Source organism: uncultured Maribacter sp., assembly GCF_963974015.1.
In the GTDB taxonomy this organism is placed as follows: Bacteria; Bacteroidota; Bacteroidia; order Flavobacteriales; family Flavobacteriaceae; genus Maribacter.
In genome coordinates this window covers 58,043-70,918 of sequence record NZ_CAXBBZ010000001.1, presented here as the reverse complement: position 1 = coordinate 70,918, position 12,876 = coordinate 58,043, and the positions used below count along the sequence as shown (strand labels likewise).

Below are 12,876 nucleotides of genomic sequence, written 5' to 3'. Positions count from 1 at the left end.
CACTTTCAGATAATAGTTAGCTTCTTTATTTAATCCAAGCATATTAATTAATTCTCCGCATTAGTAGTAACGAGCAATAACTATATTATGGCAATTATTAGAAGAGACTTGTAAACTGAAATAAAGACTTTTGGCTAAAGAGAAAAAATTGAATTATAGTACTGTTATTCTTTAGTAACGATCAAAGTCGCTTTAGATCCTGCAGACAAAAGCCATTTGTTCGAATAAATTAATTCTCCTTTATCATTATAGACATCGACCTGAGCAGTATTTGGTGCAGAAGACCCGTGATTTAGTGCTTCGAAATCTAGACGATTAAAACCATCTTGTAAATCGACATTCACTCCTTTAAATGCACCGGTAAGTAATAGATTTGGCTCTACAACCATGTCGTTCATGTAGATTTTAACGCGATCACCATCTACATATTCATGATCTCTACAAACAATACCTATAAATTTTCCACTGCTTTTAACGTCTCCTAAATACTGGTCAGCAAAAAATTGTCCTGAACCACCCAAGCGTTCACCAGGGCCAATTCGAGGGTCAATTTTCAACCCTGTGCCTGCTTGTACCAATTCTTCATCCCGTAACATTTTAACAGGATTAGGGTCTGTCATGTTTAAATTTGGCTGCTCTTTAATAAGAGAAGGCATATTTAATACAGGACCCGAACTTGGCTTTCCTAAAGGCTCAATAGGATTTGCACTTTCAATTTTAAATGGTTTAGATGTAGGTAGATCTGTTTGTGCGGAAACGATAACCACGTTAAAACAGAATAAAATAATAGAAAGAAAAAAAAGTTTCCTCATTTGGTTATCAATATGATGAAATAAAGATAACAAATACCCTGCCATGCGTACTTAAGGCTTCGTTAAATTAACTTCGATAATGTGTTTATTCGATAAACGAAGTGTAATTATTTTAAATTTCTTTTTAAAAAGTCGATAAAATTACCATTCATGATTTTTTCTATATCCTGTTGGGCATATCCTCTGTTTTCTAACAAACCCACTATTTTTTGAAGGTCGGCAATAGTGTCAACATCCGCTGGGCCTTGTTCTTTTCCAAAACCGCCATCTAGGTCAGAGCCTATACCAACATGGTCTGCATTTCCGGAAAGTTGACATATATGGTCAATATTATCTAGTATTTGCTGCAAACTCACATTAGCAGATTCAGGTGTTGATACTCCGCGTTCCCATGTTGGCGTCATCATCCAAGCATCTAATACAACACCAACGACGCCTTTTCTAGCTATGATTTCTTTTAATTGTTCATCTGTAAATTGCCTATGATGGTCAACCAATGCTCTGCAATTATTATGGCTCGCCCAAAGAGGACCGTCATAATTCACCATAGTTTCCCAAAAGCTAAGGTCACATAAGTGGGTGACATCTAATATAATTCCTAATCGTTGAATTTCTTTTAATAGTTCTCTTCCTTTCGTACCAATGCCACCTACAGAATTTGTGCCATGAGCATAAGTGCCAGGACCATAATGAGCTGGCCCAATAGCACGTAGGCCTAAGTCGTAAGATTTTTGTAGGTACGAGATATCGACTATAGAATCTGCACCTTCTAGACTTAGTAAATATCCAATAGGCTTTTTTTCTTCATCAGATTTCCAAAGTTCTAGATGGGCATCTAGTTGGGCTCTATTAGTAATCTGTACCATTTCGCCAGCATCTTCCATGCACTTGTACCAAGCCAATTGACCTTGCGTATGAGCCCAAGCCTGCTGTGGTGATTTCCATCCTGGCAAGTTATTGTCTTTATGTACATAGCGTGCAATTTGGGTAGCCATACAAAGTCCGATATTTCCTTCTCTCATAGCCTCTAAAGAAACCGTGTTGTTGCCACGACCTGGCTTATCTGTTAACCCCTGTTCGCTTTTTCTTATTTCTTCTATTGACCATGTGAGGTCACGATTCCAGTCCATAGCATTCATGGACAGGTCTAAATGGGCATCAAATATAAACATGCTTAAATAGTAGATTTATGGGTTCTGGCGGCTACTTTCCATAAGTCGATAACATTACCATCTTTTACAACAGTTAATGTATCGTACTTGGCAACTGTCGGGCAAATGTGTTTTGGTATGGCATAGTGAACATCACCTACTTCTGGTATAGTTAAATCATCATATTCAATTACTAAATGTTCTTCTGATTGACTAATTTGTTTACTGTGCTCAAGGTCTAAAAATTCAATTCTTGGAAAAGGCATTTCTGGCGCTATCGATTTGTGACCTAAATCGAAACAAAGAATACCTGTGGTAGGTTTGCTTACTATTCGTGTTAGCAAAACTGCGGCAGGTAGAAAATTCATTTCAGGAAATTGAGCACCATAACCTATGTCCCATAATAAGGTCGTACCCGGACTTGATTCTACATTTTTTCGTTTGCAGTGAAATGGAAAAGTCGGAGACCCACCAGCAACAATTTTTGGGCTAGGGATGTCTTGGTCTTCAATAGATTTTTTTAATAATTCGACTTCTTTAAAAGCAGCATTGCATTCTGCCTCTCTTGTTTTCGGGTCGGTATTTCTTAAATGACCATCATAAACATGAAGGCCTTCTGCTATCAAATAAGGGTGATTGTTTAATTGTGTATATAACTCTAAAGCTTTTTTATCAGGAGCAATACCAGTTCTGTTCATACCATTATTAATATCGACCCAAAGATGAATTTTGACATCATTGGCCTCTGCTAAATCCCCTAAAATTGAAATCATTGCCTCGTTATCGACAATAGTAGAAAATTTTGAATTTGGGTATTGTTTTGTTAATTCAATATACCGTTGAGCATTTGGTCCAATAGGTTGCATAGCCAACAAAATATCTGGAGCATTACACTCGCCAAGTAATTCTGCTTCGGCGATGGTAGCACATTTGAATTTCTTGATTCCGCGTGCCATCTGCATATTTATGATATTCGCGTTCTTATATGTTTTTATATGCGGACGGAGACGGTTTACATCGCCTATCATAGAAATCATCAATTCAATATTATGCTGTATTCTATCGGGATAGACCAACAAAGAGGGAGAGATGACTTTCTCTGTATTTTCTAAAGAATACCAATTTTTCTTTTGCATATGTGCTTAGTGATGTAGTTCGAAATGTGCTTCAATTTCAACAGGAATACCACCTGGGAGAATCATACCAACTGCACTACGAACACCAACACCATTGTCTGGACCAAAAATATCGGCCATCAATTCGCTAAATCCATTGATGACTAGGGGTTGCTGACCAAAATCAGGGGTAGAGTTCACCATGCCCAAAGTTTTTACAATTCGCTTTATCTTATCGAGATCACCAAAATGAGTTTGTATGGTAGAAAGCATAGTCAAGGCAACTTGTCGTGCGGCTATTTTAGCCTCTTCCATGGTCATATCATGACCAGCTCTGCCAATGATTAATGAACCATCATTTTGCATAGGTCCTTGACCGGAAATATATAGAAAATGATCAACGACCAATACAGGTTTATATAATCCTGCAGGAGGTGGTGCTGGGGGTAAAATAAGTCCTAATTCCTTAATTCTCTCAGAAGGTTTCTTTTGCATATTTTTTGATTTTAAATAAAAACATTAATTACTAAAACACCTAATAAGCCCATTATACCAACGGTTGTTTCCATTACTGTCCAGCTTTTTAGGGTATCCTTCACCGAAAGGTTGAAGTATTCTTTGAATAACCAAAATCCGCTATCGTTTACATGGGATAACATTAAACTGCCAGATCCTATTGCCAAAACCATTAATTCTGGACTTACACCTGTTCCTTGGGTAAGGGGTAATACGATACCGGCAGCAGTTAAACCTGCAACCGTAGCAGAACCAACACAAACCCTAATAACGGTGGCTATCAGCCAAGCTAATATTAATGGGGAGATAGATGATTCTTGTAGCATGGCACCAATGTATTCACTTACACCACTATCTATAAGCACTTGTTTTAATGCGCCAGAACCAGCAATGATTAGTAACACCATGGTAATCCCCGTTATAGCACTACCTACCGAGTCCATAACCTCTTTCATTTTTTTGCCACGACCTAAACCTAAGGTATAAATCGCAACCAATACTGAGATTAGCATAGCGATTGCCGGATTTCCCATAAATATCAAAGTTTTCTTTAAGAAAAAAGTGTCTGGTAATGCAAACTCGGCTAACGCAGCAATAGCGATTAAAATAACAGGTAGAAGTGCGCTAATAATACTATTTGCCATACTCGGCATTTCTTCTTCCTTTAAAATAACCGGATTTAAAAATTCTTTAAGCGGAGTTGCATTGATTCCTTTCAATGTTCTGGAAAGTAACGGTCCAGCAACGATGATAGCCGGTATGGCAACACATATTCCGTATAATAATGTTTTACCGATATCTGCACTAAATGTTGCCGCAATGGCTGTTGGTGCAGGATGTGGAGGTAAATAACCATGAGTAACCGATAAGGAGGCCAACATTGGTAACCCAACGTATAAAAGTGGTAGCCCGGTGGCGGCAGCTATGGTAAAGACCAAGGGTACTAAAATGACAAATCCGACGGAATAAAACATAGGGATGCCTACAATGAAGCCCGTTAGCACCACTGCCCATTGAATGTTCTTTTTGCCGAATTTCTCTACTAATTTTGTTGTTATACGTTGTGCAGCTCCACTATCTGCCACCAGCTTTCCTAACATTGCTCCAAGACCTAAAATAATAACAAGGAAGCCAAGTATGTTTCCAATTCCTTTTTGAATGGAGTCTACCACCGATAACGGCTCCATACCTTCGGCAATACCAACAAACAATGATACGATAATGAAGGTGATAAAGGCATTTAGCTTGAATTTGGCAATGAGGATAAATAAGAGTAAAATTCCTAAAATGACAATGAATAATGGCATATTATATTTGGTTTGAATAGGTTGAAAACCTAAATATAACATAAAAAATAAGCTCAACATATTTTATCTAAACACGTTGCGCCTATTCAATAAAAATCTACTTACGATCTGTTAATTCTGGAGAAATGATTTTGTAAAGTAGACCCGATAAAATGGCGCCAACAATTGGGGCTAGCCAAAACAACCATAGTAGGTCAATGGCCCAATCACCAACAAAAAGAGCCTGGCTGGTACTTCTTGCTGGATTTACAGAAGTATTTGTAACAGGTATACTAATTAATTAAATGTATTAGGGTTAAACAAAGGCCTATTGCCAAGCTAGCAAAACCTCTAGGGGCTTTTGTGTAGGTAGAGCCTAGGATAACAAATAGAAAAATAAATGTCATAGCTATTTCAATAATTAAAGCTGATGCCATACTAAATCCACCTGGGGAGTGTTCTGCATATCCGTTTGCGGCAAAACCCCCAAGGGCAAAATCTGGCTTACCAGATGCAATAAGGAAAAGTATACCCGACCCTGCAATACCACCAATCACTTGCGCAACGATATATGGTAACACATCTTTGCCATCAAAACGACCACCTACCCAAAGGCCGATAGAGACTGCGGGATTTAAGTGGCAGCCAGAGATATGACCAATGGCATAAGCCATTGCAATTGCCGTTAATCCAAAGGCAAGGGAAACCCCAACAAAGCCAATTCCTAATTCCGGAAATCCTGCGGCAAGTACGGCACTACAGCAACCACGTAGCACCAACCAAAAGGTATCAATAAATTCTGCTATTAATTTTTTCCTTTTTAAAAGGTTATTTTGTGTCTACTTATTTAGAAACCAAAACATAACGTAAGGCACAAAATTTTAAACGTTTTCTTTAATAATTTATATAGTATCGATTCTATTTTGAAGAGAATTTTGCATTGAGATAATAAAAAGGTTGTTTAAATTAACTGTAGGATTATGCACTAAAAAGCATCAAGTCCGTAATTTTGTTATTTGTTTTTTATTCCAAATAGTGGTTGTAGAAGACCTATTTTTAGAATGATAAAGTGATATATGATCCAGCTAATTAAAAAGGTTCCAATAACAAGAATAAGTGCTTTGGGTAATAACCCCCAATCTAAATCCATTAGGTAATAAGCTATTGCAACGGTAACGGTTTGATGAAGAATATAGAAAGGGTAAACGGCCCTATTCGCATAACTTAACAATTTACTAGGTTTATTTTGATGTTTGGCGGCGTAACCCAATAGTACCAAAATCCAAGACCATAGATTTATAATTTTTAAAAAGGCTTCGGTGAAATGTCTAGTGTAACCATCTTCAAATTGCCATATAATGAGTAATCCTATGAAGCATAGAATTCCTAGAATAAAAGCTTTTTTACGTAATTTTTCTATCTCTTGCCAAAGAATTTGACCACATGATACCATGATAAATCCAAAGAAAAACAAGGTCATTGACGAGAAGAAATTAAACCAGTCATTAATTAAATCATGCGTGATATCATAAAAAGGTTCAAGTAACGACTCCAACAAATACAGGGGTAGGGTGAAAATGTAGAGTCCGAATGGCTTTTGAATCACCTTGCTGAACCAATCAACTATTTTGGTCTTTCTTTTTTTGATAAATACAAAAATGGGTGAAAGTAAAACTGAGAAAATAAGTAGATAAGGTAAAAACCAGAGATGATGCCAGCTGATATTTCCTTCAGGATAAATACCATTATAGGCTACTGTACTGAGATAATGGAAATAGGAACCTTGAAATTGACCTTCTGCCAATCGTTCAAAATATATTTGTGGCGGTACTACTACCAACATGCCAAATAATAGTGGAATACCTAATCTTAAGAACCGTTCCTTATTAAACTGCCAAATAGTTCTTTTTGATAAAGCGTAGAAGGTACCCATGCCAGATATTAGGAACAAAATGGGTAAACGCCACTGATTCAAAAATAGCATTGGCCATTTAATCCAATCGTAAACAATATTGTTTTTTAGATGCCATCCCCAAGGGACAAAGAACATCCCGACATGATAAAAAATCAAAAGAGAAAAGACCACTACCCGTAACCAATCTAAATCGTACCTTCTAAATGTTTTTTCCATGACCCAATATTTAATTGGTCAAAATTGAGGGATTATGATAAGGAAATTAAATTTCTGCATTTACAATTCGTCCATAATTACAATTTTGGAGAGATTGACTTTACGTACTGAGATGGTGAGTAGCCTGTTTGAATTTTAAAAGCATTGTAAAAAGCCGACTTTGATTTGAAGCCAACTGAATCTCCAATTGCTTCTATAGTAAGTTTATTATACTGTGGATCAATAAGTCTTTCCTTAGCAACAACAATTCTTTTAGAATTGATATAATGGTTAAAATTAGAGCCAAACCCTGAGTTTATTGATTTTGATATTTGATTGGGATGAGTATTCAAAAGATTAGCCAAATCTTTCAAACTTGTGTTTTTGGATAAATAATAACGCTCAACATCAACAAATTCTTCAATATCAGTAAATGCTATTTCTTTAATCGGTTTACCTAAGGTCTCGTATTTGTCGGCAACCCAAGATTTGTCGAAGAATCGTGATTCTGTAATAATTATATAGGTTGTTGAAAAAGCGACTAAGGTTTGAAAAATTGAAATATAATGGTCGCCTCCATCATCATCAAATATGTAGAAAATTAAAAATAGAAGTAGAAAGAAGGCACATAGTATAATAGCTGAATTTCGTGTGAAAATATATTTGGAAGATTTTTTTTCAGCAATATTGTTTAAGTTTCTGAACCATTCTTCCCTGACTAATTTTAAGCTCAGTAATGTATATAGCAAAAGGCTAAAAAGTATGAGCCAATCTAAAATGTCTTTTATAAAATGATAATTATAATTAAAAGATTCTGGAACGGTCGCTGTTTCCATTTTACTGTAATATGCGCCTAAATAGGCATTCAATTTTACAGAAATAGGAGCAAGATAAAATGGAATTTGAGATATAAAATAACCAAGCGGTAATACAAAATGCCACCAATCTTTCTTAAATGAAATAGATGTTCTTTTTAAAAAACCATAAATAGAAAAGTATAGAAACGGTCCTATCAAGAGAACCAGGGCTTCAGTTGAATCATTCAATACGAGTATATATTTCATTAGGCCAGTGTAGCATAAATAGGTATCCAAAAATACAATTGCTCCAAAAAAGATTAAGAGTCCTAAATAAATCAACGGTAAATTACCTTTGCTCTTAGTAAAAAGTACAATGCTTAAAAATAGATTTTGAACAACACCTAATAGCATAAGACTTGACGTAAGATTATGTCTTATCGGAATTTGTTCTATGAGATCATTGAGCATGTTCACTTTAACCTTTTTCTAAATAATCCTTTAATTTTTGAGGGCCTTCTAATAAAATGCGAACTACGCGTAACGTACCATCATCGGTGGTATTTATCTGCCATTTTATTAAAGAGATGTTGCCTTTTTCTATTTCAATACCAGTAATACTTCTTGGGTGTACACAACTACCATCGTTAAAAAGGGGTATATCGCCCGGCTCAGGAAAACGAGGTCTATGTGTATGGCCAACAATGGTTACTTTTAAACTGTTTTTAAGAATCCATTTTTTAATACGGCGTTCAACTTTTATAAGTTCTGTGTAGTTCTTGGCTGGTGATGTTGGGTCAGCAATACCCCAAACCTGTAGTGGTTTCCAGAGTACCCTTACTAAAAATCTGCCCCATCGCCAAAAGGTGTAATTCCACCAATCAGCTTGGTGGCCGTGGGTTAGAAAAATTTCCTGCTGAGTGTCTATATGTTTTAAGATAATTGCTTCATGGTATTTAATTCCTTCAAAAAGCGCCTTGTCTTTATCTTCTATCGGTTCAAAATAACTTGACAGGTGTTTCTTTACGTAATCTTCATCTTTATAGACCATATCATGGTTTCCCCAAATCATATGTAGTCTATGTTCTAAATGAAATTGTTTTAAAAGTTTATAAATATTTTTGTGGGCTTCAAATAAGGATGCAAAATTAATATTCTCCCAAAGTTCATCCCCATCACCTAATTCGCAGTATTGAAATCCTTCTGAATGATAAAATTTTAGGGCATGAAAATAGATGTTTCTATTATTTGCAAATTCATCGGCAAAACTGTTGTCACCCCTGTGACAATCGCTAAAAAGTATGAATTTAGAGTTGTTATCAAATGGAATGACCTTGGCATTTTCATAAGCTCTATTAAGTCTGCTATCCGATGACATGGGCTATTTTTCGTTAAATATCCGAAAATCCAGTTAACCACAGGGGGTGAGTCTCCTAAAAAACTTGTATTGTTTTGTAACTTTACAGTGATTTGGTAGACTAAATAATTCATGGTTCAGCACGAGAAAAAGATAATGCCTGTAAAGCACCTCATTAGTTTTGAAGAACTTCTCAAGAAGTACGATGAACATTTAGAAGGTGATGATCCCTTTTTAGCTGCTACTGCCGAGAGAATATTGTATGCTCAAAGCGAATACCCAGAATTACGTGACGGATTTTCTGATTTTACTTTGTTAGAGAAATATAAAGGCGTAATCGATCGTATTTTACAAGATACATTTACCGAAGCTTTAAGTACGAATGAAATAAAGGTGGCTACCTTACCTTATCAAAATACAATTATAAAATCTTCGAAACGCTTTCAGAAAATAATTAGCGAAGCGGGTAAGGAATATGAGCCAGAACTGCGAAGTCTTGGCGACGATATGGATTATATTATGAGCTGTGTGGTCATATTAAATTTCTACTATGGTTTTCAGTTAGACTTTAGTCGCCCATACTTTTATGATATACCAGATGCTAATGGAGTAATGCGTCACTATCGCGTTTTATATAATGCTGATTTTATAAACATTATTCCTACAGAAAAATCTAAGAATATTACACAAGAAGATGTGGATGAATTACTTGCAAGGCCAAATGATGTTGATCTTTGGATGGATAAAATTCCGCCCGAAAGTTTTATATCTAAAGGATTTGTTATCGCCAATTTGTTCGATGTTACTATGGAACAGGCAATTTCCGACATAAAGTCAAAATTGATTTCTAAGGACCATTTAGCTCCAGATAATTTTACGGAAGAACTTCAAGAGACTTTTAAATCGTTTTTTAAGTTGCCGAATATTAGAGTAGGATTCGCAAACTTTAATGTAAGGAAAGATCAGTTCGAGGCAGTTGCAGGTATGGGGTTTGAAAGTTATCTTTTAAATGGAGAAGTAATAGTAGGTTGTAAGCGTGCGCTTTGTGAAGAATCTTATAGAAAACTGATTAAGGAAAATTCATATTTTGCCATTACAGATGTTAATCGAATGGCTGAGGTATCTAGCGGTATCGAGCCTTATGCAGGCTTAAAAAAGCAGGGAGTTCAAAGTGCAATTTTTGCACCTATTGCCTATGAGAATAAACTCTTAGGGATTTTGGAAATAGTTTCTGAGAAAAAAGGGGTGCTTAACGGTGTTAATGCTCAAAAGCTTGATGATGTATTGCCATATATTGTTTCGGCATTAGTGCGTAATAATAATGAAGAAAATAATAGAATAGATGCTATAATTCAAAATGAATGTACTTCTGTGCACTCATCTGTATACTGGAAATTTCAAGAGGAAGCCAAAAGGTTTATGAACGATCAGCTAGAAGGTAGAGCACCTACTTTCAGGGAAATTGTTTTTAAGGATGTTTATCCTCTATTTGGACAGATTGATATTAAAGACTCATCTAAAGCTAGAAATTTAGCTATTCAAAGAGATTTGATGATTCAACTTTCTGAAATTAATGACGTCTTGGTAATTGCATTGAAAAAATGGAATTTGCCTATCTATGAAGAATTGATTTTTAGGGTGAGCAATCACCTTGAAAGCATAAAAGAAATGCTCTTTACAAATAGTGAACAATCCATTTTCGACTTTGTTAAAGATGAAATTTCCCCGATTTTTGAACACCTTAAAAAGTCAGATGTTGTTTTAGAAAAACATATTTTGACTTATGAGGCTAAAATAGATATGGGTACAGATTCCTATTACGATCATAGAAAGAATTATGATGAAAGTGTTACGTTAATTAATAAGAAGCTGTCTTTGGTAATAGATAAAAGACAGGAAAGTGCACAAGCAATGTTTCCTCATTATTATGAGCGCTATAAAACCGATGGTGTTGAACATAATATGTATATCGGCGCTTCTATTTCAGAAAATACAGACTACAATGATTTATATCTAAACAATCTTAGATTGTGGCAATTGCAGGTTATGTGTGAAATGGAGAATGTTCATTATGCATTAAAACCAAAATTACCGGTACCATTAGATGCCACATCATTGATATTGGTTTATAATACATCATTGTCTATCCGATTTAGAATGGATGAAAAACAATTTGATGTTGATGGCACTTATAATGCTCGTTATGAGGTAATTAAAAAGAGAATTGATAAATCTTATATTAAAGGGACGACCCAACGTTTAACTCAAAAAGGATTACTTTCCATAGTTTATTCTCAGAAAAAAGATGAGTTGGAATATTTGAGATACATTAAGTTCTTGAGGTCTAAAGGCTGTTTTACCGATAAGATTGAAATTGTAGAGCTAGAAGGTTTACAGGGCGTTTCTGGTTTAAAAGCTATACGTGCCGAAATTCTATATAAAAGAGATCAAGAGCCTGAAAAGACCTACACTTATGAGGATTTGATGGAAGCTTTAAAAGAATAACACCTGACTTAGTAGCTCTAATTTACGATCTGGACCATAGAATTTAAAAGATATTGCAAACGCGATAACAGATAAAATCATTCCTATCATGAATATGGTATAGGTCCAACGTAAAAGTTTATATTTTCTATTTAATACAACACCTAGAAAGTAAAGATCTTTTGTCAATGAGGCGTAGATGTAGTCTTTGTCTTTTAGCATTTCTTGAATTGCCCACTCATATTCTGCCAAATTCATCTTATGAAAATTGCCGAAGAACAATAGATTAACGTTTTTATTTTCTACATCTTCTTCAGTGAATTCACCACTGGTAACGTTTGGTCTAGTTGCCAATACGGCTAATATCATTGAAATAATAGCAAACAATACGAATATTACCGTTGGGTAAATTAAATAATTGTTTGAAGGATTATCTAATTTTGGAATAAGATTAGATAGTGCCAATGAGATAATAATTGCATTTACAGATAATAGAATGTTTGCTTTGGTATCTGCAATATCACTAAGAGCAATATGATTTTTTAAGGTTACACGATATACCGTTTGTATGCCTCGATCCGGACTCTCGCTTTTGAATTTAACTTTTAGTCTTTCTTTTTTGGCTAGTTTCTTTTCAGATTTTTTATCCTTAATTAATTTTCTAAGGTTTTTATCTTTTTTTTCTAGCCAATGCTCTTTGGCATGATCTGTATAGTAGTGATGGTCGGTTCTAAAAACTTGAATATTGCAGTCTAACCATTCTTTTGGGCTATAATCTTTAATACCTAAAAGCTTCAGTTCTTCACGTAGTAACTCTGATGTTTCAATATAGCTACTTTGGGCAAAATGAGAAGAATCCGCATCTCGAATAATCTCATCCAACAAATTAGATGGTTTGGCATTCCATTTTGTTGTCCTAATACACGCTTTAATTTTCTCTATCCCTTCTTTATTGTAACCTTCTTTCGATAGAAACTTTTCTGCTATATCACAGCTACTTTCTTCGTGTTCTTCGGTTCCTTCAGTATAACCCGTGTCATGAAACCAAGCTACCAATTGTAATAGCTCTCTTTCTTGATTGGATAGAGAACATGACTCAAGTAATTCTTTAGTACTTTTAACGACTCTTTGTGTGTGTCTTAGGTTGTGGTAAAGAAATCTTTTATCCAATCTGTTGGTAAGTAACTCGACTACAAACTGTTGTGTCTTCTCTAAAATGTTCGACATAGAAGCTTTTGGTTAGAATTA

The 12,876-nt window shown here is 35.3% G+C and carries 10 protein-coding genes and 1 pseudogene; 1 reads left to right on the top strand and 10 read right to left on the bottom strand.

The window, feature by feature from the left end; all coding sequences use genetic code 11:
* Nucleotides 1-164 precede the first annotated feature (164 nt).
* The 9 genes and pseudogenes from AACZ41_RS00275 to AACZ41_RS00235 form a co-directional block, all read right to left on the bottom strand.
* Nucleotides 165-812 carry a hypothetical protein gene (locus tag AACZ41_RS00275; RefSeq protein ID WP_339625295.1) on the bottom strand — a complete coding sequence of 216 codons (648 nt, stop codon included), beginning with the start codon at nt 810-812 and terminating at the stop codon, nt 165-167.
* Nucleotides 813-919: 107 nt separating this feature from the next.
* On the bottom strand, nt 920-1,984 hold the full coding sequence (locus AACZ41_RS00270; RefSeq protein ID WP_339625293.1) for a membrane dipeptidase: 1,065 nt from the start codon (nt 1,982-1,984) through the stop codon (nt 920-922).
* A gap of 2 nt (nt 1,985-1,986) precedes the next feature.
* On the bottom strand, nt 1,987-3,099 hold the full coding sequence (locus tag AACZ41_RS00265) for a D-TA family PLP-dependent enzyme (protein ID WP_339625291.1): 1,113 nt from the start codon (nt 3,097-3,099) through the stop codon (nt 1,987-1,989).
* A gap of 6 nt (nt 3,100-3,105) precedes the next feature.
* Nucleotides 3,106-3,573, bottom strand: coding sequence for a RidA family protein (locus AACZ41_RS00260; RefSeq protein WP_339625289.1), 468 nt, complete (start codon nt 3,571-3,573; stop codon nt 3,106-3,108).
* A gap of 11 nt (nt 3,574-3,584) precedes the next feature.
* Complete coding sequence (locus AACZ41_RS00255) at nt 3,585-4,901, bottom strand: gluconate:H+ symporter (protein ID WP_339625287.1); 1,317 nt, start codon at nt 4,899-4,901, stop codon at nt 3,585-3,587.
* A 97-nt stretch (nt 4,902-4,998) separates the two neighbouring features.
* Nucleotides 4,999-5,686 (bottom strand): annotated as a pseudogene (gene aqpZ / locus AACZ41_RS00250) (aquaporin Z).
* 206 nt (nt 5,687-5,892) lie between these two features.
* Entirely contained in the window at nt 5,893-7,011 is a 1,119-nt protein-coding gene (locus tag AACZ41_RS00245) for an acyltransferase family protein (RefSeq protein ID WP_339625285.1), read from the bottom strand.
* A gap of 77 nt (nt 7,012-7,088) precedes the next feature.
* Complete coding sequence (locus tag AACZ41_RS00240) at nt 7,089-8,054, bottom strand: AraC family transcriptional regulator (protein ID WP_339625283.1); 966 nt, start codon at nt 8,052-8,054, stop codon at nt 7,089-7,091.
* A 211-nt stretch (nt 8,055-8,265) separates the two neighbouring features.
* The gene (locus tag AACZ41_RS00235; RefSeq protein ID WP_339625281.1) at nt 8,266-9,165 is read right to left on the bottom strand and encodes a metallophosphoesterase; all 900 of its coding nucleotides are present in this window, start codon (nt 9,163-9,165) and stop codon (nt 8,266-8,268) included.
* Between the two features lie 111 nt (nt 9,166-9,276).
* On the opposite strand from AACZ41_RS00235, the gene AACZ41_RS00230 reads away from it, so the two are divergent.
* Complete coding sequence (locus tag AACZ41_RS00230) at nt 9,277-11,649, top strand: GAF domain-containing protein (protein ID WP_339625279.1); 2,373 nt, start codon at nt 9,277-9,279, stop codon at nt 11,647-11,649.
* Here AACZ41_RS00230 and AACZ41_RS00225 read toward each other — a convergent pair.
* Nucleotides 11,638-12,855 (bottom strand): Pycsar system effector family protein, encoded by a 1,218-nt coding sequence (locus tag AACZ41_RS00225; protein ID WP_339625277.1) that lies wholly within the window; start codon nt 12,853-12,855, stop codon nt 11,638-11,640. The two genes, AACZ41_RS00230 and AACZ41_RS00225, sit on opposite strands and share 12 nt — an antisense overlap.
* Nucleotides 12,856-12,876: the final 21 nt, after the last annotated feature.

Bases quoted from the DNA above. Each gene is read 5' to 3' on its own strand.
- AACZ41_RS00225 (WP_339625277.1), bottom strand. From the start codon at position 12,855: ATGTCGAACATTTTAGAGAAGACACAACAGTTTGTAGTCGAGTTACTT.
- AACZ41_RS00255 (WP_339625287.1), bottom strand. From the start codon at position 4,901: ATGCCATTATTCATTGTCATTTTAGGAATTTTACTCTTATTTATCCTC.
- AACZ41_RS00260 (WP_339625289.1), bottom strand. From the start codon at position 3,573: ATGCAAAAGAAACCTTCTGAGAGAATTAAGGAATTAGGACTTATTTTA.
- AACZ41_RS00240 (WP_339625283.1), bottom strand. From the start codon at position 8,054: ATGAAATATATACTCGTATTGAATGATTCAACTGAAGCCCTGGTTCTC.
- AACZ41_RS00265 (WP_339625291.1), bottom strand. From the start codon at position 3,099: ATGCAAAAGAAAAATTGGTATTCTTTAGAAAATACAGAGAAAGTCATC.
- AACZ41_RS00235 (WP_339625281.1), bottom strand. From the start codon at position 9,165: ATGTCATCGGATAGCAGACTTAATAGAGCTTATGAAAATGCCAAGGTC.
- AACZ41_RS00270 (WP_339625293.1), bottom strand. From the start codon at position 1,984: ATGTTTATATTTGATGCCCATTTAGACCTGTCCATGAATGCTATGGAC.
- AACZ41_RS00275 (WP_339625295.1), bottom strand. From the start codon at position 812: ATGAGGAAACTTTTTTTTCTTTCTATTATTTTATTCTGTTTTAACGTG.
- AACZ41_RS00245 (WP_339625285.1), bottom strand. From the start codon at position 7,011: ATGGAAAAAACATTTAGAAGGTACGATTTAGATTGGTTACGGGTAGTG.
- AACZ41_RS00230 (WP_339625279.1), top strand. From the start codon at position 9,277: ATGGTTCAGCACGAGAAAAAGATAATGCCTGTAAAGCACCTCATTAGT.